We start from the raw sequence: 24,706 nt of genomic DNA, 5'->3' as shown, positions 1-24,706 counted from the left end.
AATTATTTTTGTTCGTTTTTTAATTTAGTATATTTTTATGTGAAGGTAATATAGATGTCCAAGATTAAAGGTAATGTTAAGTGGTTTAATGAATCTAAAGGTTTTGGTTTTATTACTCCAGAAGATGGAAGTAAAGATGTTTTTGTTCATTTTTCAGCTATACAGAGTAATGGATTTAAAACTTTAGCAGAAGGTCAAAGTGTTGAATTTGAAATTACTGAAGGAGCAAAGGGGCCATCTGCTGCTAACGTTATTAGTTTATAGAGTATTATCTATGATGTTTTATAGAGATAATAACAATTAAATATCTTTTTTTAGTACGGCTCTTTATCGAGCTGTACTATATGCAATATATTTTGTAGTTTTATATATTTTTTTATAAAACCATTCTTACCATATTGATTTGACTAATATCATGATATAAAGTTTCAATTTGTTTAAAATTTTTAGCGCATATTGTAATTGAAATAGAAATATAATTTCCCCTGTTACTTGATTTAACTTGAGGTGTATAATCTCCAGGAATCTGAATTTGAATGACTTTTATTATTTGATCAATAAGTTCAGGCTGAGCTAAACCAATGATCTTATAAGTAAAAAAACAAGGGAATTTTAACATTTCTCGTAATTTTGTCTTCATTAACTAATCCTGGTTTTATTTTTTATAAAATATTTATAATTTTAGAATAAATTTTATAAAATATTCTATAAATAATATATAATTATTTTAATAATTAACGTATATTTCGATATTTTACATATTTTAAAATTCAATTTACAGATATAAAATTTTTAAAATATTTAAATTCTAACTAATATAGTTAGTTTATCATATTGACAATATAGAAAATAATATATTTTATATTATTTTTTTTTAAATTTTTTATAGGAAAATTATGTTAAAATTTTTTAATACATTAACTAGTAAAAAAGAAAAATTTAAACCTATTAAAAATAAGAAAATTAATTTATATGTTTGTGGTGTTACTGTTTATGATTTTTGTCATATTGGTCACGCACGTACTTTTGTTGTATTTGACATGATAGTACGTTATTTAAGATTTTTAGGTTTTCAAGTAAAATATATTCGAAATATTACAGATATTGATGATAAAATTATTTTAAAATCTTTGGAAAAAGATGTAGATATTAAAATTTTTTCAAATTCTATGATAGATGCAATGAAACAGGATTTCTTACGTTTAGGGATTGATTCTCCCGATCAAGAACCACGAGTTACAGAACATATTTATGATATTATTCACATTATTAAAAAACTAATTCAGAACAAAAATGCATATATAAATAGTCAGGGTGATGTTGTTTTTTCAATAGATAGTGATAAGTATTATGGTTCTTTATCTCGTCAATCTTTAAAAAATTTAATTTCTAGTAAACGTATGACTTCAAATACAATAAAGCAAAATCCATTAGATTTTGTACTTTGGAAAAAATCTAAAGAAACAGATAAATGCTTTTGGGAATCACCTTGGGGAAAAGGTAGACCTGGATGGCATATTGAATGCACAGCTATTACTAATGTTGCTTTTGAAAATTATATAGATATTCATGGAGGTGGTTCAGATCTTTTATTTCCTCATCATGAAAATGAAATATCTCAATCAAGATGTTTTAATAATGAATTTAAAATTAATTTTTGGATTCACTCTGGTATGGTAATAATACATGATCAAAAAATGTCTAAATCATTAGGTAATGCATATTTTTTAAAAGATGTTTTATTACACTATCAACCTGAAGTATTGCGTTATTTTTTCTTATCTACACATTATCGTCATCCTCTTTATTATTCTGAAGAAAATTTAAAAACAGCAGAATCATCATTAAAGTACTTATATAATACACTGTATAATACCGATCCTATTCCTAATTCTACAGAAGGTATAAATTTAGAATGTCTATTTTATGATGCAATAAATGATGATTTTAACACTCCAGAAGCGTTTTTTATATTAATGAAAATAGCTAGAAAAATTAACTATTTTAAGAAAAATGATTTATATAAATCTAATTTGCTTGCTTTTCGATTGAAAAAATTAGCTATTAGTTTAAATTTTTTATTAGAAGAACCTGAAGATTTTTTACAAAAAAAATCTTTTTTTACTCAAGAAAAAATAAAAAAAATTGAAATTTTGATTGAAAAACGAAATATTTATAGAAATTTGAAACGTTGGAAAGAAGCTGATCAATTACGCGATGAAATACGAAAATTCAATGTAATTTTAGAAGATTCATCTGATAAAACATTTTGGAGATACAAGAAATAAATAATTTTTCTCAAATTTTTAAATGTCATGATATTTTTCACAAGCTTCTAACGTATTTTGAAGTAATGTTATAACAGTCATCGGCCCAACTCCACCTGGAACTGGAGTTATATAAGAAGCTTTTAAGGATGCGGATTTAAAATCAACATCACCAACTATAGAACCGTTTGGTAATTGATTAATTCCGACATCAATTACAATAGAATCTTGCTTTATCCAACTTCCTTTTAAAAAATTTGGTTTTCCAATAGCAACAATTAATAAATCAGCATTATTTACATGGTTTTTTAAATTTTTAGTAAATCTATGTGTAATAGTTGTTGTACATCCTGCTAATAATAATTCTAAACTCATAGGTCTTCCTACTATATTAGATGCCCCTACTACAACTGCATTCAGTCCATGTGTTTTAATTTTCATATAATTTAACATAGTAATGATACCTTTGGGAGTACAAGCTCTTAAAGTAGGATTTCTTTGACATAATAATCCTGTGTTATATGGGTGAAATCCGTCTACGTCTTTATCTGGTCTGATACTTGTAAAAATTTTAAAATGATTAATTTTTTTAGGAATAGGTAGTTGAATTAAAATACCATCTATATTAATGTCATTATTTAATTTATCAATAAGATGTAATATTTTTTCTTCTTTAACAGTGTTTGGAAAATTCCAATATTTAGAAATTAATCCAACATTTTTACAAGCTAATATTTTTTTATTTACATAAACTTGAGAAGCAGAATTGTTTCCTATTAAAATCATTGCTAATCCTGGAATTCTTTTTCCATTTTTTTGTCTTTTTTGTATTTTTTTTAAAATTTTTATTTCTAAATTTTCTGCTATTTTTCTACCATCTATAATTATTGCCGCCATTATTTAGTAACTCAATTAATTTGTATTTAATTAAAAATTATTTATCATTTAATATATTTTTTGAACATAATGTTAATTTAGTTGCATATATAGTATTTTAATGTTAAATTTTATATTATATTTTTAATGCGTTCTTAGCTCAGCTGGATAGAGCAACGGCCTTCTAAGCCGTAGGTCACAGGTTCGAATCCTGTAGAACGCAAAAATTACTTTCTATTATTTTTTGTATTTCTTTTTTAATAATATCAGGTTTTTTTATTCCATCAATTTTAAAAAATTTTAACTTTTTTAACTGTTCTTCTTTTAAATAATATTTATTCAATATATGATTATTTTTTTTGTAATTTTCAAGTCTATTTTGAATGCTTTCGATTTTATCATCTTCTCGAATAATCAGTGTTTCTTTGGTTATATCATCTTTTCCTTCTTGTTTTGGGGGATTAAAGTAGATATGATAAGTTCTACCTGATTGTATATGTATTCTTCTACCTGATATTCTTTGAAGTATTAATGCATCTGGTACAATAAATTCAAAAACAAAATTTATTTTAATATCTAAATTTGATATATATTCTGCTTGTTGAATTGTTCTTGGAAATCCATCTAATAAAAAACCTTGACTACAATCTTTTTGTTTGATTCTTTCATAAATAAGATTACAAACAATATTATCTGAAACTAATTCTCCATTTTTTAAAATATTATATATTTTTTTCCCAATTTTATTTTTTAATTTAATATGTGCACGTAATATATCTCCTGTAGATATTTGTGGGATTTTATATTTTTCTGTAATAAATTTAGATTGAGTTCCTTTTCCACTACCTGGTGCACCTAATAAAACAATACGCATAATTATTTTTTATTTTATTTTGAAATAGTTGTAAGATTCAGATTACTACTATAAATAAGTAGTAATCATATTTTTATAATTGTATAAATAATTTATTCATTCTAGAAATAAATTTATGTGGATTATCTAAATTACCTTTTTCAGCAAATAATGATTGATCTAATAATAATTTTATCCATTCTGAAAAGATTTCTTCTTCACTAATTTTAGATATTTTTTTAATTAATTCATGTTTTGGATTAATTTCAAATATATATTTTAATTCTGGAACAGGTTGTCCTGCAGCAGTAAAAAGTTTAGCCATTTGTGTGCTCATTTCATTTGAGTCGCTTAAAACAATACATGGAGTATCTGTTAATCTATTTGTTAATCTCACAGATTTTACTTTATTACCCAGTACTTTTTTAACCCTGCTTAAGAAATCAACTATTTCTTTTGATGTTTCTTCTTTATTTGTTAATTTTTCTTCTATAAGTTTATTTAGCGATGAATCTTCTTTGCTAATAGACTGAAATTTCTTACCTTCAAACTCAACAAGATAATTCATCATCCATTCGTCAATTCTATCTGATAACAATAAAACATCAATGTCTTTTTTGTTAAATAATTCCAGATGTGGACTATTCTTGGCAGATATATAACTATCAGCAGTTATATAATATATTTTTTCTTGTTTTTCAATCATATTAGATACATATTGTTTTAATGATATTTTTTGTTCTGCACTATTATTTTTAATTGATGTAAATCGCAATAGATTAGCTATTAAATTTAAATTTTCATTATCTTCTGCTGGCCCTTCTTTTAACACTAATCCAAACTGATTCCAAAAAGATTGATATTTTTCATTATCGTTCTTAGATAATTTATCTAACATTTTTAATGATCTTTTTACTAATGCTTTTTTTAAATTTTGAGTAATAGAATTATTTTGTAATATTTCTCTAGAAACGTTTAAAGGTAAACTATTTGAATCTATTATACCTCTAATAAATCTAAGATAGTTTGGTAGAAATTCTTGAGAATTATCCATAATATAAACACGTTTCACATATAATTTTAAACCATGTTTGTTTTCTCTATTCCAAATATCCCAAGCTGCTTTTTCTGGAACATATAATAAACTAGTATATTCGTGAGTACCTTCTACATAATTGTGGCTCCAAGTAATAGGATTATTTTGATCATGTGTTAGATACTTATAAAATTCTTGATATTCATTATCACTAATAGAAGATTTATTTCTAATCCATAATGCTTGGGCTTTATTTATTTGTTCCCAAAAATATGTTTTATTTTTTTCATCATATATTTGTATTTCTACTGGCACAGTAATATGATCTGAATATTTGTTGACAATATTTTTAATTTTCCATGTTTCTAAAAATTCATCTTCTTCTTTTTTTAAAAATAATGTAATTTCAGTACCTTTTGTTTTCTTAATAACGTTTGTTATATTATATTTACCTTCTCCTGAAGATTCCCATAATATTCCGTCATTAGATTTATTTCCAGCAAATTTTGTTCTTACTAATACCTTATCTGAAACTATAAAAGCTGAATAAAAACCTACTCCAAACTCGCCGATTAATTCATTTTTTATGTTGTTTTGTTTATTTTCTAAAGATTTTAAAAATGACTTAGTACCTGATTTGGCAATTGTTCCTAAATTTTCAATTATATCTTTTCTTGTCATTCCAATTCCATTGTCATTAATAATCAGTGTTCTTTGCGATTTATTAATAGAAATTTGAATTTTTGGTGTGTTATTAGATAATTCTGGTGATGATATAGATTCAAATCGTAGTTTATCTATTGCATCTGATGCATTAGATATTAATTCTCTTAAAAAAATTTCTTTGTTTGAATATAAAGAATGAATCATTAAATGCAATAATTGTTTTACTTCAGATTGGAAACTATATGTTTCTGTTTTTGGTATATTCATAGAAAAATCCTGTATTAAATTAAGATATAAAATATTTTTAAAAGTTTATTTAAAAATTAAAACTTTTAATATTTATATAGGCATATTAAAACCTGAAGGAAGTTGCATACCAGTAGATATATTAGACATTTTTTTCTTTTGAACTTCAGATATTCTTCTAGCTGCATCATTGAATGCAGCAGCTGCTAAATCTTCTAGCATATCTTTATCATTATCTTTTAATAAACTTGGATCTATTTCTACTCTTCTACAGTTGTGAGATCCATTAATAGTGACTTTTACTAATCCTGCTCCTGCTTCTCCTGTAACTTCCATTTTAGCAATTTCTTCCTGTATTTTTGCCATTTTTTCTTGCATTTGTTGAGCTTGTTTCATTAAATTGCCTAAACCACCTTTACTAAACATAATTTTCTCACTTTTAAAATTTTTAATAAAAATTTATGATTGATTTTTTATGAAATTTCTTTTTTTATTTCTGTAATTGCTTGAAGTAATGTCATTTTTACACCTATTTTATGATTAGGTGAAAAAGTTAAATTTTTTCTTCCATCTAGGAGAATTTTATAACATATTTGAATATTTTTTTTGTTTTTTTTATGTGCTATTTCTTTTATGTCATATTGATAATTTTTATAAATATTTTCATTCCATTCTAATGGATATGTTTTTATCATAGCAATATGATGTAATATACGTAATACTTCTATTAAAACATTTTCCCATTCTATATTTATCTTATCCATTTTATTTAATAAGAACATCATTTTTTTAGAATTTTTTTCTAATAAAAATTTAGTTAATAAATAAACATTTTTTTTACTTGGAATACTTAACATTTCATTAATATTTTTTAAATTAATATTGTTTTTACTAAAACTTATAGCATGTTCTAATAAATTTAATGCATCTCTCATACTTCCTTTAGCGTATTCAGATATTATTTTTAAAGCGTCTATATCAAAATTAATATTTTCATTATTTAAAACAAACTTTAAATAATTAAAAATATCTTCTTCAGATAATATATTTAGTGTAAAATATAAACAACGAGAGATAATAGTTTTAGGTATTTTTTCTATTTCTGTTGTCGCTAAAATAAATTTAACATGTTTAGGTGGTTCTTCAAGGGTTTTTAAAAGTGCATTAAAGCTATATCTAGAAAGCATATGTACTTCATCAATCAAGTATATTTTAAATCTACTTTTAATTGGAGCATAATAAATATTATCTAAAATTTCTCTCATATCTTCTATCTTTGTTCTAGAAGCAGCATCTATTTCAATAAAATCAAGAGAGGTTCCTTGTTCTATTTCTCTGCAAACAATACACTTTCTACAAGGTATGGCACTAATATTTTTTTGACAATTTAAACTTTTAGCTAATAATCGGCCAATAGTAGTTTTTCCAATTCCTCTAGTTCCAGAAAGCAACCATGCATGATGTATTCTTTTAATAGAAATTGCATTACATATCGAAGTTATAATATGATTTTGACCAATAATTTCTTTAAAATATTTAGGACGATATTTTCTTGCTAATATTTGATAGTTCATATTTTTTAAATGTTTTTATGATATTAATTGTATTTAAAGATTAAAAATTTCTTTAAAATATTAGTTGTAAATTATACATTTAGTGTATAGAATATGAAATTCAATTTTTTATATTAAAATGTAAAAAAGAAGATTCTGTTAGACCTAAACACTGTTAAATTGAAAAATGAGTCAGATCTGGAAAGAAGCAGCTAAATCAATGCATACAGGTGTTTTGTTTTAACTAACAGAATCTTCTAAATTTAATATTTTAGTATTTAGACAATTGAAAATTATACATTTTTGAATAATAACTTTTTGTTTTTAATAATTTGTTATGTGTTCCAAATTCAACAACTTTTCCTCTATCTAAAACTACAATAATATCCGCTTCAACTATTGTAGATAGTCTATGTGCTATAACAATTAATGTAGTATGTTTTTTTATGGAAGTTAAAGTAGTTTGAATTAATTTTTCAGTTCCAGAATCAATACTAGCAGTTGCTTCATCTAATATAAGTATTTTAGGAGTTTTGACAAGTATTCTAGCAATAGATAATAGTTGCTTTTGTCCGACAGATAAAGTATTACCTTCTTCTCCTAAAATAGAATATAAACCTTTCGGCATAGATTTAACTAAAGAAAAAAGATTAACAATTTTTAATATTTCCCATACTTTATCTTCTGATATCTTTCTTCCTAATGCAATATTAGAAAAAAAAGTATCTGCAAGAATTATTGGATCTTGTTGTACCATTAATATACTTTCTCTTAAAACACAATGACTTATAGAACTAATAGGTTTATTATCAAGATATATTTCTCCATTTTTAATTGGATAATATCCCATTAATAAATGAGCTAAAGTGCTTTTTCCACTTCCTGTATGACCGACAAATGCAATAAAACTTTTAGATGGAATATCTATATTAATATTATTAAGTATATTTTTGGGACTGTTTGAATAATTAAAATAAAGGTTTTTAATGTTGACTCTTCCAGTTTGTAATTTTTTTTTATTTTTTCCATATTCTTGTTTTTTTGAATCTATAAGAGAAAATATTCTTTCTCCAGCAACAATTGCTTGTTGTAATATAGATTGTTGAATAGTTATTGAAATTAAAGGTTCATTAAGACGTCCTAGATATGTAATAAAAGCATATAATACACCTACTTCAAATACTTCATTTTTTAAGCAACTAAATGAAAAAATAAAACTACATAATACTAAAGCTGATATTAAGCTTAACAACGGTCTTAGTAGAAAACCATCTAATTTTAATATTTTCATACGTGCTAAATAATGTAATTGACTACTATCTTGAATACTTTTTTTAAATCTACTTTGCTGACTAAATTGTTGAATTACATTCATTCCATTGATAGTTTCATTGAATTTATTATTAATATTTGCTAAATAATATCTAACATTTCGAAGTAATGGAGTACTATAATATTGATAAATTGACATAATAATTATTACTAATGGTATAATAAAAATTGCAATTATTGCCATATGCCATTCAAGAGTGAACATTGCGAATAATATAATAAGAATTAATGTTATACTACGAAATAAAGTAGGGGCAACAGTATCATATAGTTCTTTAATTACTTCAGTATCATTGGTAACTTTAGAAATAATTTGACCAATAGGTTGAGAATCAAATTGATAAATAGGTTGGTTTATTGCTGATTGCATAACGTCATTACGTAATTTATTAATCACTTTTACAGCTATTTTATTAAAATAAATACTTTGGAAATAGTTAAAAAAAACTGCTAATATTTGTAGTATAATAAATGTAATGATAATCATCAGTATTGATTGTAAATAAAATTCATGTTTAGATAAAATATTGTTAATAAAATAACTAATTAGAATGGGGCCTAATACTTCTGAAGTTGCACCACTTATCAGCAAAAAAAATGCTAATATAATTTTTTTTTTCCAAGGTCTGGCATATTGTATTAAACGTTGTAAAATTGGCCAAAATTCTATTAAATGATCCATATTATAAATTTCTCATCTATTTTAAATTATCCTCAATTTTTTTTGATTGTTGGTAATAATACATAGATTGATACCAATTTTTTTCTTGTATTAGTTTTTGATGATTTCCTTTTTGAATAATTACACCGTTTTTAATAACAATAATTTCATCTGCATTAATTAATCCAGATAAACGATGTGCTACAATTATGATTGAACGTTCGGTGTTTTTCCATTGTTCTAAATTATTTAAAATATTATTTTCAGTGTTTCCATCTACTGCAGATAAAGCATCATCTAAAATTAATATTTCTGTATTTAATAATAATGCTCGAGCTATAGAAATTCGTTGTTTTTGACCGCCAGATAACATTACACCTCGTTCACCAACTTTTGTTTGATATCCTTGAGGTAAACATATAATATCTTTGTGTATATCTGCTAATTTCGCTGCTTTTTCAATTTCACTTTTAGATGCATCAGGTTTTCCTAAAGAAATATTGTTATATATATTATCTGAAAATAAAAATGCAGTTTGATTGACTACAGAAATTTTACTTCTCCAGTAATCAATTTTTAATTGTAATAATGAAATTGAACCATAAGTTATTTCTCCTTCAGTAATTTTAAATTGTCTTTGTATTAGTTTTAATAAAGTGCTTTTTCCAGAACCAGTTGGACCACAAATACCTAAAATTTTTCCCGGCAAAAGAGTAAAACTAATTTTTTTTAAAGATGGAATGTTTCTTTTTGGATAAAAGAAAGTATTAATATAAACATCTATTATTTTTGAAGCATTAGATGTGGTTTTTTTACCATCTTCAATATATAGTTTTTGGTTAATAATTGAATAAATTCTTTCCCATGCTGCACTTCCTCTTTCAACAATATTAAACATCCATGCTAGTGCTAACATTGGCCAAATCATTAATCCTAAATACATAATAAAACTTGTTAATTGTCCTATAGTAATTGTATAATTCCATACTAAATATCCACCTATAGTAATAGCTAGTAAATTAGAAAATGCGACTGATAAGTAGATTACAGGATCAAATCGAGCATCTATCTTAGCTACTTGCATATTTTTTTTTCCAGCTTCATTAACAATATGATTAAATTTTTTTAATTGGTTCTTTTCTAATCCAAATGACCGAATCATTCGAATACTAGTTAATATCTCTTGTGTTTGATTATTTAATAAAGAAAATGAATGTTGTGCATGCCTAAATTTATCATGTAGTTCTTTTCCATATTTTTTAATTAAAATCGCCATAATCGGCATTGGTATAAGGGAAATAATTGTTAATAACCAACTAATTTGAGTAATCATTACAACTAACACAGATAAACCCATAATAGATGAATCTATAAGTGTTAAAACACCTTCTCCTGCTGCAAATACAACGCGATCAACATCATTTGTAGCTCTAGCAATTAAATCTCCAGTTCTATTTTTTAAAAAAAATATTTGACTTTGATTGCTAAGATGTGAGTAAAATTTTACTCTTAATTCTGTTGCTAGATTATAAGATGCTCCAAATAAAAGAATTCTCCATAAATATCTTAATATATATACAGTAATTGCAATTAAAAAAATAATTAAAATCCATGGTAATGTTTGTATGCCACTCATTTTTTCTTTGATAATTAAATCGATTAAAATTCCAATTATCTTAGGTGGTATTAATTGTAAAAATGCTATTGTTACTAATAAAATAATCGATCCTAAATAACGTTTCCATTCTTTTATAAAATACCATTTTAATTGATTAAACAATCTCACAAAATAATCCTAGAATGTAAATATGAAGAATATATATTTTAATATTATATATTTTTAATTGATTTTTTTTAAAATTAAAAATATTTTTTTTTCTTCTTAATATATAATATTAATTATAATGTTTTTAAATTATAGACGTATAAAAAGAACAATATGAATAAAAAGACAAAAAAAGTACTAATAGTTTTTAGTGGTGGTCAAGATTCAACAACTTGTCTAATACATTATGCCAATTTGTATAAAGAAATTTATTGTATTACTTTTGATTATAATCAATTACATAGATCTGAAATTAATGCTGCTCGTTTTATATCAAAATATTTTAGAGTTAAAAAACATATATTTATAGATATTAAATTTTTAAAAAATCTTTCTAAAAGTAGTTTAACAGATAAAAATATTTCTATTTGTAATAATCACCCATTAAACTCTTTATTACCTAGTACTTTTGTGCCAGGTCGAAATATTTTATTTTTAACTTTATCTTCTATGTATGCTTTTAATAATCAAATTGATTCTGTTATTTTAGGTGTAAATACAATTGATTTTTCTGGTTATCCGGATTGTAGAAATGAATTTATTACAGCAATGAATCATGTTATTCAAATTGGAATGGATTTTCAAATTAGTTTTAAAGTTCCTTTGATGAATTTAAGTAAACCAGAAATATGGTCTTTATCAGATTATTGGAATTCAAGTAAATTTATTCTTAACCATACAGTAACTTGTTATAAAGGTTTAATAGGAAATGGATGTGGTCAATGTCAAGCATGTATTATTCGTTATGAAGGATTTAACAAGTGGAAGTCTAATCCTTCATATTATATGACAAAATTAAAAGAAAAATTTAATTTTCATGATTAATTTGATTTTTGTAAATATATTCAAATATGTATGAATGTAAAAATATTTTGTTTTAATAAATATTAAAATATATTTATATGTTTTCTATGTTCTCATATGTAATTTTAGATTTTTTATGAAGGTTTTTAATAATACAATTAAATATTTTTTCTATACTATTTTTTTCTAAATATTTTACAAGAATTTCTTCTTCGTTTTTCGAAAATTTTTCATTGTAAATTTTAGATATAAATGCAATTACAAAATTTTTGTTTTTATCTTGATACATAGTATAAATTTTTTTCTTATTAATTCTATATGGCATGGAAAAAATTTTAGATACAATAGGATTATGATCATATCGAGATAGTATTTCTGAATCGTTAAAAAGTAAATTTTCTTTACTTAATATTTCTTTGTTTCCATTATTTAATTCAAATAAAATATTTTTTGTTTTTTCTTTTGTTTCTTGAAGAGCTTTAGTATATTTTAAAATATTTATAATATTATTTTTAACATCTGTAAAATTTTTTAATTTTTTTATTTTAAAATTTTTAACAGTTAATATGAATAGTTGATTGTTTTTTAATTCAATTAATCCTGAATGTGATTTTAGTTTTTTTTCTCTATCTAATAGTCCTGGTTGAAAAATTATTTTTTTCAAGGTAGGGTTTTGAAATATTTGTGGAATTGAATTTTTATCAAACCATAAAGTTTCTATAGATTTAATATTAGATTCTTTTTCAATTAAATCAAATCGATCTTTGTATTTTTTAGATAAAAATAAAATTTTATCTTTTAATTTGTAATATGTAGTTAAAGCTTTTTTATGTTTTATTTCAGATTTGATAATATCGGATACTTCTGAAATTTTTTTTATCTTTTTAAATAAAATTTTATTTAACTTAATAATTAAAAATTCATTATTAAATTTAATAACATCAGAAATTTGATTATTTTTATTTAAATTTGATTTTTTTATTTCTTCAGGTATTAAATTCGTTTCTATCCACCCAATATTTCCTCCGTTTTTAGAAGAGATGGGTTCTATTGATTTTTCTTTTGCTATTTTTGAAAAATTTTCTCCTTTTTTTAGTTTTAATAATATTAATAATGCTTCTTTTTTAGTTTTTGTTTGAATAATACTATAATTTCTTTTTTCTGGTGTTGAATATTTATCTATATTTTTTTTATACCAATCTTTAACTTCTTCATCATTGCATTTTATATTCAATTCATTTGGTTGTATGTGAATATAACTAATTTGAAATTGTTCTGGACTGTAAAATTTATTTTTATTATTATTAAAATAATTTAAAACTTCTACATTATTTATATTGTAATTTTTTATAGAATGAATTTTAAAAATTTCTTTTTTAATTATTCTTTTTTGAGATAATAACTTTATTATATGTTTTTTTTCACTATCTAATATAAAATTTGTTTCTGCAATCGTATTAACTAAATTTATTGTATTTAATTTTTTTTTAATTAATTCTATATATTCATAATTTGTTAAATTAACTGATTCTAAATAATTTAAATATTTTTTATTATTAAATTTATTATTTTCTTGAAACATATTAGAGTTTAATATTATTTTTTTAATTTCACTATTATCTAAATTAAATTCAATATTTTTTGTGTATTGTTCTAATAAAATATTATTTATTAATTGAGATAATACGTAATTGTATATATTTTCTCTAAATGTTTTATTATTAATTATATTAAAATGTGTTCCCAGTATTTCTTTTTGTTTATTTAATTCAAGATTAAATGTGTTTTTTAATGTTTCAAAACTAACTTTTTCTTTATTAATTTCTGCTACATATTTCGTTGTATCTCGATGAATATAATTATTTAAAGTACCAAATATTATTGATAAAATAACTATTCCTAAAATACATTTAACTAAAATGTGCTTTGATCGTGTTTTAAAAAATTTAATCATAATGCAACGATCCTAAATATTTTTAATTTTATATTAAAATTTTTTAATGTTTATAATTGATATTATAAAGGCTGACAACTTTTTGTCAGCCAAATTTATTTTTATTTAAATATATTTTGTGATTATATATAGGGTGTTTTTTCTAATGCTAATTTTAACACTTCTTCAATATGTTTTACTGGATATATTGTTAATCCATTAATGATATTTTTTGGTATTTCTTCTAAATGACGTTGATTTTCATATGGTATTAAGACTGTTTTAACACCTCCACGATGCGCTGCTAATAGTTTTTCTTTTAATCCTCCAATAGTAAGTACTTTCCCTTGTAAAGTAATTTCCCCTGTCATAGCAATATTAGATTTGACAGGATTTTTTGTTAAAGAAGAGACTATAGCAGTGCACATTGCAATACCTGCACTTGGACCATCTTTTGGAGTAGCACCTTCTGGGACATGTACATGAATATCATGTTTTTCATAAAAATCTTTTTTAATTCCTAGTTTTTCAGCTTGTGATCGAACAACTGTTAATGCAGCTTGAATTGATTCTTGCATTACTTCACCTAAAGAACCAGTATAAGTAAGTTTTCCTTTACCTGAAACACATGCTGTTTCAATTGTTAGTAATTCTCCACCAACTTCTGTCCATGCTAATCCAACTACTTGTCCAATTTGATTTAAGTTATTTGTTTTACCATAATCAAATCTTTTTATTCCTAAAAATTTATTTATGTTGTTTTTATTTATTTCGATATGTTTTAAAGATTTATTTAAAATTAATTTTTTTACGACTTTTCTACATATTTTAGATATTTCTCGTTCTAGACTACGAACGCCAGCTTCTCTTGTATAATAGTGAATAATATGCATTATAGCGCAATCAGTAATTGTTAGTTCATCTTTTTTTAAAGCATTTCTTTCAAGTTGTTTAGGATATAAATAGCATTTGGCTATATTTAATTTTTCATTTTCTGTATAGCCAGAAAGTCGAATAATTTCCATTCTATCAAGTAATGGGGCAGGTATATTCATTGAATTTGAAGTTGCTACAAACATTACATCAGAAAGATCATAATCTACTTCTAAATAATGATCATTAAAATTGATATTTTGTTCTGGATCAAGAACTTCTAATAGCGCGGAAGCTGGATCTACTCTGACATCACAAGACATTTTATCAATTTCATCAAGTAAAAATAATGGGTTTTTTACTTTTGCTTTAATCATTTTTTGAATTAATTTTCCAGGCATTGATCCTATATATGTACGACGGTGGCCTCTTATTTCCGCTTCATCTCTTATTCCACCTAATGCCATTCTTACGTATTTTCTACCTGTTGATCTTGCTATCGACTTTCCTAATGATGTTTTGCCTACACCTGGAGGACCAATTAAGCATAAAATAGGACCTTTAACTTTATTTGTTCTACTTTGTACTGCTAAATATTCTAATATTCTTTCTTTGACTTTTTCAAGTCCAAAATGATCAATGTCAAGAATTTTTTTAGCTTCTTTAATGTCTTTTTTTATTTTTGTTTTTGTATTCCAAGGAACTTGTATCATCCAATCAATATAACTTCGTACTACAGTTGCTTCTGCAGACATTGGTGACATCATTTTTAACTTTTGTAATTCTGATTCTGTTTTTTCTTTAGCTTCTTTAGGCATTTTTAAAGATTTGATTTTTTGTTTTAAAATTTTATTTTCATCTGGAATTTCATCCATGTCACCAAGTTCTTTTTGAATGGCTTTTATTTGTTCATTTAAATAATATTCTCTTTGACTTTTTTCCATTTGTTTTTTAACACGATTTCTAATTCTTTTTTCTACTTGTAATAAATCGATTTCTGATTCCATTATAGCCATTAAAAATTCTAGTCTTTTATTTACGTTATTTATTTCTAATACTGATTGTTTATCTTTTAATTTTAATGGCATATGTGCTGCGATTGTATCTGCTAGTTTTTCTGAGTTTGTTATATTATTAAGAGTATTTAATATTTCTGATGGAATTTTTTTATTCAGTTTAATATAAGATTCGAATTGATTTATTGTTGTTCTAATTAATACTGTATGTTCTTTATTTAAAATATTAGAAATATTAATTAATTCTACTTCAGCAATATAATGTTCTCCCGTATTAATTAAATTTTTAATATAGGCACGTTGTAAACCTTCAACTAATACTTTGACTGTACCATCTGGAAGTTTTAACATTTGTAAAATTGAACTAATAGTTCCTATATTAAATAAATCATTTGTATTTGGTTCATCTTTTGAAGCTTCTTTTTGTGCAATTAACATAATTTTTTTATCATTATTCATAGATGTTTCAATACATTTAATTGACTTTTTACGACCTACAAATAATGGAATGACCATATGAGGATATACAACTACATCTCTTAATGGTAAAACGGGAATTTTAATGCGTTCAGAACGCTCAGAATTCATAGAGCTCTCTCTTAGTTGAATTTCCGCTGCTGTGTGTAAATTTGAAAACTGCAAGATATAAAAATATACAGTTATATTTATAATAGATTTAATTTATATGAATAATCGTTTTATATTTAATATGCTTTTAAAAATAAAAAAGCTAGAATTAAACTTTATTAAGATTTTTGTTGTTTATTCACCAGATGCTTTTTTTGATTTATTTTTTTCATATATTATTTTAGGCAATGATTTTGAATGTATTACTGATTCAGTGATAAGTACTTTTTCTACATTTTTCATTGATGGTAATTCATACATTATATTTAACAAAACTTTTTCAATAATAGATCTTAATCCTCTTGCTCCTGTTTTTTTTAACATTGCTTGTTTTGAAATAGCTTTAATTGATTTTTTATCAAATTCTAATTTTACTTTTTCTAATTCAAATAATGTTTGATATTGTTTAATTAAAGCATTTTTAGGTTTGCATAAGATTTCAATAAGCGCGTTTTCTGTTAATTCATTTACTATTGTAATAATAGGCAAACGTCCAATAAATTCAGGAATTAATCCAAATTTTATTAAATCTTTTGGTTGAACTTGTTTTAATAAGTGTTCTTCTGATTTTTTTTTAGTTTTCTTGTTAATTTCTGCATTAAATCCAATTTCAGTGCTTATGTTAATTCTTTTTGAAATAATATTAGATAACCCTGAAAACGCACCTGCGCATATAAATAAAATATTTGAAGTATTAATTTGTAAAAATTCTTGTTGTGGATGTTTACGACCACCTTGTGGCGGAATAGATGCTAAAGTTCCTTCAATAATTTTTAGTAAAGCTTGTTGCACTCCTTCTCCTGAAACATCTCTAGTTATAGAAGGGTTATCAGATTTTCTTGAAATTTTATCAATTTCATCGATATATATAATACCTAGTTCCGCTTTTTTAACATTATATTTGCATTTTTGTAATAGTTTTTGTATTACATTTTCAACATCTTCTCCTACATATCCTGCTTCTGTTAAAGTAGTAGCATCTGCAATACTAAATGGTACATTTAATAGTTTTGCCAGTGTTTCTGCTAATAAAGTTTTTCCACTTCCAGTAGGCCCAATTAATAAAATATTACTTTTTCCAAGTTCAGTTTTTTCTTTATTTTTACTGATGTTTCTAATACGTTGATAGTGATTATAAACAGCTACAGATAAAACTTTCTTTGTGTGATCTTGTCCTATAACATAGCTATCAAGATATTTTTTTATTTCAGATGGTGTAGGTAAATTTTTTAAATCATCATTTTGAGTATCTTTTGGTATTTTAGTTTCTTCAATAATATTATTACATAGTTTTATACATTCATTGCATATACATACTGATGGACCAGCAATTAGTTTTTCCACTTCCTTTTGGTTTTTTCCACAAAAAGAGCAATGAAGCAATGTTTTAGAATCATCTTTACTCTTATCTTTCATATTTTAAACCTCTTTTTGATATTTATTGATTTTTTTTTTGAGTAAATAGATTCTATTTTGTTTTTTTTTTTTTTTTTTTTTTGACAAAAAAGAATATTTTATAAAAAATTTTTTTATTTTCTTTTAGTTAGGATTAAATCAATTAATCCATATTCGATGGATTCGTTTGCTGATAAAAAACAATCTCTTTCTGTGTCTTTATTTATTTTTTTAATAGATTGACCAGTATGTACAGAAAATAATTGATTTAATTTTTTTTTCATTTTAATTATTTCTTTTGCATGAATAGCAATATCTGATGCTTGTCCTTGAAATCCACCTAATGGTTGATGAATCATAATTCTAGAATTTAGTAAAGAAAATCTTTTTCCTTTCGTTCCGGATGCTAATAAAAAAGCAGCCATTGAACATGCTTGGCCAATGCAAATAGTTCTTATATCTGGACTAATAAATTGCATGGTATCATAAATAGACATACCTGAAGTAATAATACCACCTGGTGAGTTAATATATAAAAATATATCTTTTTCTGGATTTTCTGCCTCTAAAAAAAGCATTTGAGCTATTATAGTATTTGCCATACTATCTTCTATAGTTCCACTCATAAAAATTATACGTTCTTTTAATAATCTTGAATATATATCATATGAGCGTTCTCCTCTTGAATGTTGTTCAACCACCATTGGAATTAATATTGAATTAGACATTTTTTAGTATTCTCTTAATAAAAATTAAATTTAAAAAGTAAAATATTAAAATTTTTTTAATTAAAATATTGCTTTTTAAAAAGTATAAATACAGAATTATTAAAAAATTATTATTTTTTAAAAATATAATTCTTCTAAATAATTTAAGTTATAATTTATAAATTCATTAAAAGTATAATATTTTTTTATGATTTTAATTTTATTTTTTAAAAATTTTATAGCTTCTTTTTCTAATTCTAAATTTTTTATTGTTTTTCTTAATATTTTATTTTTATTATATATATTAATGATTTCCAATGGTTTTTTATATTGTAAAGATATTTCCTTAATTGTTGATTCAATTTTTTGTGCATCGACTGAAATGTTATAATCATGAATAATTTTTTCTAAAATTAATTTAGTACATAATATTTTTTTAGCCTGTGATTCAAGATTAATATGATATTTTTTATCTAAAATATTTTTTGTTTTTACTTTGTATTCTTCTATCAGTTTTTTATTTAAACTTATTATTTCTTCTTGTAATAGAATAGGTGGTATTATAATTGGATTTGCTTGTATTAATTTGTATATAATTTGATTTTTTAAATGATTTTGAGTTAATTTATTTATATCTTGAATGATTTGATTTTTTATAGATTGTAAATTTGATTCAATGAACTTAATATTGTTAATTTTTTTGTCTATTTCTAGTTCTTCCTCAACTTTTATTATCTTAATTTTAAATGTTATGTTTTTATTGTTAAGTTCTTTTTCTGGGTGAAATAAAGAAAAAAATATTTTTAAAAAAACAATATCATTAGTATAATGGTTAATTATTTTATTATTTAGTTCATCTATAAAATGATTTTTGAAAACAATAAACTGAACGTTTTTTGTATCAAATTTATCTATTTTTTTATTATTTTCATAAATCGAATAATTAATTGTGACTCTATCATTAATTTTAATAGCTCTATTGACTTCAATCCAAACAGTTGTTTTTTGTTGATTTTCTAATATATTTTTTTTTATATCTTCATCAGTAATATTAACAATAATTTTTTCTGCTTTAATTGAACTTATTTCGTTTATTTTAATATCAGGATATATTTCATAGGTAACAGAGTATTTAAAATTTTCGTTTTTTTCTTTTTTTTCATCTATATAATATTTAGGATAACCAATAATATTAATTTTCTCTTTATTTAAAAATTCAAAAAAAAATTTTTGCATTAGTTTATTAAATACATCATAATACACATTATTTCCATATTTATTTTGTATTATTTTAATAGGCACTTTTCCTTTTCTGAAACCATTAATATTTGTTTTTTTGTTAATTTTAGAAAACTCTTTGATAAGAGCAGTATCTATTATTGTTTTTGGAATATTGATTGTAACACGATGACCTGCATCTTTAGTTTTTTCCAGAAGAAATTTCATCTTATTACCTTAAAAATTACATTTATCAGTTAATCTTAGATATTTTTTATTTTATTTTTAATATTTTTATAAAATTTTTAATGGATTTTAAATTGAATAAATTATTTCAAATATTTTTTAAATGATAATATTTTTATAAAAAATTATAATTAAATTTTTATTTTTAAGAATTAATTATCTTAAAATTATTTATTTTTATAATATTTTTTGAAAACATTTTGAAGAATAATCGATGTTGTATTTTTTATATTTCCACTCATTTAAAGTATAAGTATATAATGTAATTGAATATATGTTTTTTTTATGTATTTCATACAATATTTTAAAAATTAAACGATGTCTATCAGTTGTTTTTTTATTAACAAAATCATCGCTAATAATGATTATTGTTATATGTGTAAGAGTATTTTTAGCATATTTATGAGATTTGCTATCGTTATAAATTTCAATATGACTGATATTTATGTTTGATGCTAAATATTTTTTTATTTGTTTTAAACACATAAAATTAATTTTATATCCTAATTGATATTATCAAAACAATAGTTTTAGAATACTTTTTTAAGTAACAATGCTATTTTTAATAATAAAATGCTTAATAAAACATATTTTTTATTTTAAATTTTATCAATTTTTGAAAAATAATTCAATTATTTCAAAAATTATTAGTTTTTTTAAAATTTAAAATTTGTAATTAATTAAAATAATTATAAAGAATTTTAATTAATAAATATTAAATTTGAGGTTTTTAAAATGATATTCAAAAATTTTAATAAATTTTTTAAAATCTTATTGTTAACTTCAATTATTTTCATGTTAAATGGTTGTAATAGTATGTTATTAACTTCACATGGAACAATTGCAAAACAAGAATCTTCATTAATTTTGATATCATTTATCATGATGTTGTTTGTCGTTATTCCTGTTCTTTTTATGACAATATATTTTTCAATTAAATATCGTGCTTCTAATACAAATCAAATATATAAGCCAAATTGGTCTGATTCTAAAATAATAGAAACAATAGTATGGATTATACCTGTTTTAATAATTTCTTTTTTAGCATTTTTAACATGGAATTATTGTCATATATTAGATCCTAAAAAATCTATATTATCTAAAAATAAACCTATTAAAATAGATGTTGTTGCGTTAGATTGGAGATGGTTGTTTGTTTATCCAGATTATGGTATAGCAAGTATTAATGAAATAGCTTTTCCTATAAATACACCAGTAATTTTTAGTATAACCTCAAATTCTGTTATGAATTCTTTTTTTATTCCTTCTCTTGGTAGTCAAATATACGCTATGCCTGGAATGATAACAAAACTAAATTTAATTTCTAATGATTCAGGAGAATATAAAGGAATATCTTCTAATTATAGCGGAAAAGGATTTTCTAATATGAAATTTACTGTAATCTCATTGCCAAATAAAAAAATGTTTATAAATTGGATTAATAAAATAAAACATTCACCAAAAAAATTAAATACTATAAACATGTTTAACAAAGTATCTTTTCCTAATGAAACTCATTATGTAGAATATTTTTCTAATGTTGATCAGGCACTATTTAATAGAATATTTCATTAATTTTTTAAAAATATTAAATATTTTAAATACAATTCTTTCATAAGTGATCAGGAGTAGTAAAATATGTTTGGAAAATTAACATTAGATGCCATTCCTTATAATGAACCTATTATAATGGTAACTTATGCTTTTATTATTTTAATTGGATTATGTTTAATTTCAGCTATTACGTACTACGGGAAATGGAAGTATTTATGGTCTGAATGGTTTACTAGTGTTGATCATAAAAAAATAGCTATTATGTATGGAATATTGGCATTTGTTATGTTATTTAGAGGATTTGTAGATGCTATATTAATGCGAACTCAACAAGTAATTGCATCTTCAGGTAATAATGGTTTTTTACCATCACATCATTATGATCAAATATTTACAGCACACGGTGTTATAATGATTTTTTTTGTTGCTATGCCTCTTGTAATTGGATTAATGAATTTAGTAGTTCCATTACAAATTGGTGCTCGTGACATAGCTTTTCCTTTTCTTAATAGTTTGAGTTTTTGGTTAAATGTCAGTAGTGCTATATTATTAACTATTTCTTTGGGAGTTGGTGAATTTGCGCAAACTGGATGGTTAGCTTATCCACCTTTGTCTGGTATTAAGTATAGTCCTGGTGTTGGAGTAGATTATTGGATTTGGAGTCTTCAAATTTCTGGAATTGGAACAACTTTAACAGGAATTAATTTTTTAGTAACTATTCTAAAAATGAGAGCTCCTGGGATGAATTTTTTTAAAATGCCTGTATTTACTTGGGCATCTTTATGTACAAATATATTAATAGTTATATCTTTTCCGGTATTAACTGTAACTTTGTTGTTATTAACTTTAGATCGTTATTTTAATTTTCATTTTTTTACTAATGATCTTGGTGGAAATGCTATGATGTATGTTAATTTAATATGGATTTGGGGACATCCAGAAGTATACATTTTAGTTCTTCCAGTGTTCGGTATTTTTTCAGAAGTCGTAGCTACTTTTTCAAAGAAGCGTTTATTTGGATATGTATCTTTGGTATGGGCAACATTAGCTATTACTATTTTATCTTTTATTGTTTGGTTACATCATTTCTTTACTATGGGTGCAGGATCAAATATAAATGCTTTTTTTGGAATTACTACTATGATAATAGCAATTCCTACTGGAGTAAAAATTTTTAATTGGCTGTTTACTATGTATCAAGGTCGTGTTTATCTACATTCTTCAATGTTATGGACTATAGGATTTTTATTAACTTTTTCTATTGGTGGGATGACTGGTGTATTATTATCTATTCCTCCGGTTGATTTTATTTTGCATAACAGTGTATTTTTAGTTGCTCATTTCCATAATGTAATAATTGGTGGTGTTGTTTTTGGTTGCTTTGCTGGAATTAATTATTGGTTTCCAAAATTATTTGGTTTTATTTTAAATGAAACTTGGGGAAAACGTTCATTTTGGTTTTGGATAATAGGTTTTTTTACTGCATTTATGCCTTTATATTTTTTAGGTTTTATGGGTATGACTCGTCGTTTAAGTCAAAATATTGACTTAGAATTTCATTTTTTATTATGTATTGCTGCTATTGGTGCTGTTTTAATTGGTATAGGTATTATATGTCAAATAGTTCAATTTTGGATTTCAATAAAAAATCGTCATCATAATTTAGATGTTACTGGTGATCCATGGGATGGAAGAACTTTAGAATGGTCTACTTCTTCTCCTGCACCGTTTTATAATTTTGCTATTATTCCTCATGTTAAAAATAAAGATGATTTTTGGGAAACAAAAAAACAAAAAAAACATATAAAAAATATCAATTATTCTGAAATTCATATGCCAAAAAATACAGAATTAGGATTTATTATTGGTTTTTTATCTTTAATATTTGGTTTTTCTGCTGTTTGGCATATTTTTTGGTTATGTTCATTATCTTTTTTTATAATAATTGTGAGTTTAATTATGAAAAGTATAAATGAAAATAATGAATATATAGTTTCTATAAAGGAAATTAAAGAAATAGAAGATCAAAAATTTTTAAATATTAAAAAAGTAGGTTTAAAATGATAAAGAAAATAAAAAATCAAATATCTTATCCTTTTTTCAAGAAAAAAGGTCATAATCTTGACAATAATAAATTATTTGGATTATGGATATATTTAATGAGTGATTGCATTATGTTTGCTGTTTTATTTGCTGTATATGCAATTATTTTTAATAATTTACCTATGAATTTTATTAATCATAAAATTTTTAATTTATCTTCTATTTTTTTTGAAACAGTTATTTTATTATTTAGCTCATTAACATGTGCTATGATAACTATAGAACAAAATAGAAAGAATATAAAAATGGTTTTTTTTTATTTTATCATTACGTTTATTTTAGGTGTACTTTTTTTGATAATGGAACTTAATGAATTTTATTATTTATTTTTAGAAAACTGTACTCCTAATCAACATGCTTTTTTTTCTATTTTTTTTACAATCATAGGTATACATGGTGTTCATATTATTTTTGGTTTAATTTTGATATTATCAATCATTTTTCAGATTTTTAAATTAGGATTAACTAATACTATTCAAGTTCGAATATTATGTTTTAGTTTATTTTGGCATTTTTTAGATATTATATGGGTTTGTATTTTTACTTTTGTTTATTTAAATGGAGTAGTTTAATGTTTAAATATTTTAAATTAAAACTTTATTTTAATGAGAAAGTACAATCTTATATATATGGTTTTTTACTGTCTATATTATTAACTATAATTCCTTTTTTAATTGTTAAAAATCAATTTTTTTCTCATTCAATCAGTCGATTAATAATGTTATTATGTGCTTTTTTTCAAATTGTCGTACATTTTATATATTTTTTGCATTTAAATAATATTCAAAAAAATTATTGGTATTTAACGTCTTTATTATTTATTTTAATTATTATGTTCATTGTTGTATTTGGTTCTATATGGATTATGTTCAACTTAAATCATCATGTTATGATGATATAAAAATTACTTAAAAA

At 23.1% G+C, this 24,706-nt stretch carries 21 protein-coding genes, 1 tRNA gene and 1 other RNA gene; 9 read left to right on the top strand and 14 right to left on the bottom strand.

The genetic code is table 11. The features are described 5' to 3' along the window. The first annotated feature begins 54 nt into the window (after positions 1-54). Positions 55-264 (top strand): transcription antiterminator/RNA stability regulator CspE, encoded by a 210-nt coding sequence (gene cspE / locus FQV33_RS01435; RefSeq protein ID WP_009874442.1) that lies wholly within the window; start codon positions 55-57, stop codon positions 262-264. Positions 265-376: 112 nt separating this feature from the next. Here cspE and ybeD read toward each other — a convergent pair whose 3' ends face one another. Next, a complete protein-coding gene (ybeD, locus tag FQV33_RS01430; protein ID WP_158347945.1) occupies positions 377-640 on the bottom strand; it encodes a DUF493 family protein YbeD in 264 nt (87 codons plus the stop codon). A 256-nt stretch (positions 641-896) separates the two neighbouring features. Here ybeD and cysS point away from each other — a divergent pair, with 256 nt between their 5' ends. Next, positions 897-2,288 (top strand): cysteine--tRNA ligase, encoded by a 1,392-nt coding sequence (cysS, locus tag FQV33_RS01425; RefSeq protein WP_158347943.1) that lies wholly within the window; start codon positions 897-899, stop codon positions 2,286-2,288. 18 nt (positions 2,289-2,306) lie between these two features. Here the strand turns inward: cysS and folD are convergent, their stop codons facing one another. Further along, entirely contained in the window at positions 2,307-3,164 is an 858-nt protein-coding gene (gene folD / locus FQV33_RS01420; RefSeq protein WP_158347941.1) for a bifunctional methylenetetrahydrofolate dehydrogenase/methenyltetrahydrofolate cyclohydrolase FolD, read from the bottom strand. 128 nt (positions 3,165-3,292) lie between these two features. Here folD and FQV33_RS01415 point away from each other — a divergent pair. Then, positions 3,293-3,366: transfer RNA gene (locus FQV33_RS01415), tRNA-Arg, on the top strand. Here FQV33_RS01415 and adk read toward each other — a convergent pair. The 4 genes from adk to dnaX form a co-directional block, all read right to left on the bottom strand. Further along, positions 3,340-4,017 (bottom strand): adenylate kinase, encoded by a 678-nt coding sequence (gene adk / locus FQV33_RS01410; protein ID WP_158347939.1) that lies wholly within the window; start codon positions 4,015-4,017, stop codon positions 3,340-3,342. The genes FQV33_RS01415 and adk overlap by 27 nt on opposite strands. 73 nt (positions 4,018-4,090) lie before the next feature. Beyond that, positions 4,091-5,965, bottom strand: coding sequence for a molecular chaperone HtpG (gene htpG / locus FQV33_RS01405; protein ID WP_158347937.1), 1,875 nt, complete (start codon positions 5,963-5,965; stop codon positions 4,091-4,093). A 72-nt stretch (positions 5,966-6,037) separates the two neighbouring features. Beyond that, the gene (locus tag FQV33_RS01400) at positions 6,038-6,370 is read right to left on the bottom strand and encodes a YbaB/EbfC family nucleoid-associated protein (protein WP_158347935.1); all 333 of its coding nucleotides are present in this window, start codon (positions 6,368-6,370) and stop codon (positions 6,038-6,040) included. 47 nt (positions 6,371-6,417) lie between these two features. Further along, positions 6,418-7,518: a DNA polymerase III subunit gamma/tau gene (gene dnaX, locus FQV33_RS01395; protein ID WP_158347933.1), complete on the bottom strand. Its 1,101-nt coding sequence runs from the start codon at positions 7,516-7,518 to the stop codon at positions 6,418-6,420. Positions 7,519-7,653: 135 nt separating this feature from the next. Here dnaX and ffs point away from each other — a divergent pair. Beyond that, an RNA gene (gene ffs / locus FQV33_RS01390) (signal recognition particle sRNA small type) lies at positions 7,654-7,747 on the top strand. 21 nt (positions 7,748-7,768) lie between these two features. Here the strand turns inward: ffs and FQV33_RS01385 are convergent. Then, on the bottom strand, positions 7,769-9,511 hold the full coding sequence (locus FQV33_RS01385; protein WP_158347932.1) for a SmdB family multidrug efflux ABC transporter permease/ATP-binding protein: 1,743 nt from the start codon (positions 9,509-9,511) through the stop codon (positions 7,769-7,771). Positions 9,512-9,527: 16 nt separating this feature from the next. Next, positions 9,528-11,276: a SmdA family multidrug ABC transporter permease/ATP-binding protein gene (locus tag FQV33_RS01380; protein ID WP_158347930.1), complete on the bottom strand. Its 1,749-nt coding sequence runs from the start codon at positions 11,274-11,276 to the stop codon at positions 9,528-9,530. A gap of 153 nt (positions 11,277-11,429) precedes the next feature. On the opposite strand from FQV33_RS01380, the gene queC reads away from it, so the two are divergent. Next, complete coding sequence (gene queC / locus FQV33_RS01375) at positions 11,430-12,140, top strand: 7-cyano-7-deazaguanine synthase QueC (protein ID WP_158347928.1); 711 nt, start codon at positions 11,430-11,432, stop codon at positions 12,138-12,140. A 73-nt stretch (positions 12,141-12,213) separates the two neighbouring features. Here queC and FQV33_RS01370 read toward each other — a convergent pair whose 3' ends face one another. The 6 genes from FQV33_RS01370 to FQV33_RS01345 all read right to left on the bottom strand — a co-directional run bounded on the left by FQV33_RS01370 (position 12,214) and on the right by FQV33_RS01345 (position 20,620). Further along, positions 12,214-14,073 carry a SurA N-terminal domain-containing protein gene (locus tag FQV33_RS01370; protein WP_158347926.1) on the bottom strand — a complete coding sequence of 620 codons (1,860 nt, stop codon included), beginning with the start codon at positions 14,071-14,073 and terminating at the stop codon, positions 12,214-12,216. A gap of 122 nt (positions 14,074-14,195) precedes the next feature. Further along, entirely contained in the window at positions 14,196-16,529 is a 2,334-nt protein-coding gene (lon, locus tag FQV33_RS01365; RefSeq protein ID WP_158347924.1) for an endopeptidase La, read from the bottom strand. A gap of 174 nt (positions 16,530-16,703) precedes the next feature. Continuing rightward, the gene (clpX, locus tag FQV33_RS01360) at positions 16,704-17,984 is read right to left on the bottom strand and encodes an ATP-dependent Clp protease ATP-binding subunit ClpX (RefSeq protein WP_158347922.1); all 1,281 of its coding nucleotides are present in this window, start codon (positions 17,982-17,984) and stop codon (positions 16,704-16,706) included. 113 nt (positions 17,985-18,097) lie between these two features. Continuing rightward, positions 18,098-18,691: an ATP-dependent Clp endopeptidase proteolytic subunit ClpP gene (clpP, locus tag FQV33_RS01355; protein WP_158347920.1), complete on the bottom strand. Its 594-nt coding sequence runs from the start codon at positions 18,689-18,691 to the stop codon at positions 18,098-18,100. A 117-nt stretch (positions 18,692-18,808) separates the two neighbouring features. Continuing rightward, complete coding sequence (gene tig / locus FQV33_RS01350) at positions 18,809-20,116, bottom strand: trigger factor (protein WP_158347918.1); 1,308 nt, start codon at positions 20,114-20,116, stop codon at positions 18,809-18,811. A gap of 195 nt (positions 20,117-20,311) precedes the next feature. Next, positions 20,312-20,620, bottom strand: coding sequence for a BolA/IbaG family iron-sulfur metabolism protein (locus FQV33_RS01345; protein WP_158347916.1), 309 nt, complete (start codon positions 20,618-20,620; stop codon positions 20,312-20,314). A 249-nt stretch (positions 20,621-20,869) separates the two neighbouring features. On the opposite strand from FQV33_RS01345, the gene cyoA reads away from it, so the two are divergent. The 4 genes from cyoA to cyoD all read left to right on the top strand — a co-directional run bounded on the left by cyoA (position 20,870) and on the right by cyoD (position 24,692). Beyond that, positions 20,870-21,709 carry a ubiquinol oxidase subunit II gene (gene cyoA, locus FQV33_RS01340; RefSeq protein ID WP_158347914.1) on the top strand — a complete coding sequence of 280 codons (840 nt, stop codon included), beginning with the start codon at positions 20,870-20,872 and terminating at the stop codon, positions 21,707-21,709. Between the two features lie 63 nt (positions 21,710-21,772). After that, entirely contained in the window at positions 21,773-23,752 is a 1,980-nt protein-coding gene (gene cyoB / locus FQV33_RS01335; protein ID WP_158347912.1) for a cytochrome o ubiquinol oxidase subunit I, read from the top strand. Then, entirely contained in the window at positions 23,749-24,363 is a 615-nt protein-coding gene (gene cyoC / locus FQV33_RS01330) for a cytochrome o ubiquinol oxidase subunit III (protein ID WP_158347910.1), read from the top strand. The genes cyoB and cyoC overlap by 4 nt, the downstream gene beginning before the upstream one ends. Further along, complete coding sequence (gene cyoD, locus FQV33_RS01325) at positions 24,363-24,692, top strand: cytochrome o ubiquinol oxidase subunit IV (protein WP_158347908.1); 330 nt, start codon at positions 24,363-24,365, stop codon at positions 24,690-24,692. The genes cyoC and cyoD overlap by 1 nt, the downstream gene beginning before the upstream one ends. The last annotated feature ends 14 nt before the right edge of the window (positions 24,693-24,706 follow it).

The organism is Buchnera aphidicola (Aphis fabae) (assembly GCF_009069125.1).
Classification (GTDB): Bacteria; Pseudomonadota; Gammaproteobacteria; order Enterobacterales; family Enterobacteriaceae; genus Buchnera; species Buchnera aphidicola_BB.
This window is presented reverse-complemented; position numbering and strand designations above follow the sequence as displayed.

Excerpts from the sequence above, each read along its gene's own strand:
- cspE (WP_009874442.1), top strand. The coding sequence starts at position 55 with ATGTCCAAGATTAAAGGTAATGTTAAGTGGTTTAATGAATCTAAAGGT.
- FQV33_RS01345 (WP_158347916.1), bottom strand. The coding sequence starts at position 20,620 with ATGTGTTTAAAACAAATAAAAAAATATTTAGCATCAAACATAAATATC.
- htpG (WP_158347937.1), bottom strand. The coding sequence starts at position 5,965 with ATGAATATACCAAAAACAGAAACATATAGTTTCCAATCTGAAGTAAAA.
- ybeD (WP_158347945.1), bottom strand. The coding sequence starts at position 640 with ATGAAGACAAAATTACGAGAAATGTTAAAATTCCCTTGTTTTTTTACT.
- cyoA (WP_158347914.1), top strand. The coding sequence starts at position 20,870 with ATGATATTCAAAAATTTTAATAAATTTTTTAAAATCTTATTGTTAACT.
- dnaX (WP_158347933.1), bottom strand. The coding sequence starts at position 7,518 with ATGAACTATCAAATATTAGCAAGAAAATATCGTCCTAAATATTTTAAA.
- queC (WP_158347928.1), top strand. The coding sequence starts at position 11,430 with ATGAATAAAAAGACAAAAAAAGTACTAATAGTTTTTAGTGGTGGTCAA.
- clpX (WP_158347922.1), bottom strand. The coding sequence starts at position 17,984 with ATGAAAGATAAGAGTAAAGATGATTCTAAAACATTGCTTCATTGCTCT.
- FQV33_RS01370 (WP_158347926.1), bottom strand. The coding sequence starts at position 14,073 with ATGATTAAATTTTTTAAAACACGATCAAAGCACATTTTAGTTAAATGT.
- cyoC (WP_158347910.1), top strand. The coding sequence starts at position 23,749 with ATGATAAAGAAAATAAAAAATCAAATATCTTATCCTTTTTTCAAGAAA.
- tig (WP_158347918.1), bottom strand. The coding sequence starts at position 20,116 with ATGAAATTTCTTCTGGAAAAAACTAAAGATGCAGGTCATCGTGTTACA.
- FQV33_RS01400 (WP_158347935.1), bottom strand. The coding sequence starts at position 6,370 with ATGTTTAGTAAAGGTGGTTTAGGCAATTTAATGAAACAAGCTCAACAA.
- FQV33_RS01385 (WP_158347932.1), bottom strand. The coding sequence starts at position 9,511 with ATGGATCATTTAATAGAATTTTGGCCAATTTTACAACGTTTAATACAA.
- lon (WP_158347924.1), bottom strand. The coding sequence starts at position 16,529 with ATGAATTCTGAGCGTTCTGAACGCATTAAAATTCCCGTTTTACCATTA.
- cyoB (WP_158347912.1), top strand. The coding sequence starts at position 21,773 with ATGTTTGGAAAATTAACATTAGATGCCATTCCTTATAATGAACCTATT.
- clpP (WP_158347920.1), bottom strand. The coding sequence starts at position 18,691 with ATGTCTAATTCAATATTAATTCCAATGGTGGTTGAACAACATTCAAGA.
- cyoD (WP_158347908.1), top strand. The coding sequence starts at position 24,363 with ATGTTTAAATATTTTAAATTAAAACTTTATTTTAATGAGAAAGTACAA.
- adk (WP_158347939.1), bottom strand. The coding sequence starts at position 4,017 with ATGCGTATTGTTTTATTAGGTGCACCAGGTAGTGGAAAAGGAACTCAA.
- cysS (WP_158347943.1), top strand. The coding sequence starts at position 897 with ATGTTAAAATTTTTTAATACATTAACTAGTAAAAAAGAAAAATTTAAA.
- folD (WP_158347941.1), bottom strand. The coding sequence starts at position 3,164 with ATGGCGGCAATAATTATAGATGGTAGAAAAATAGCAGAAAATTTAGAA.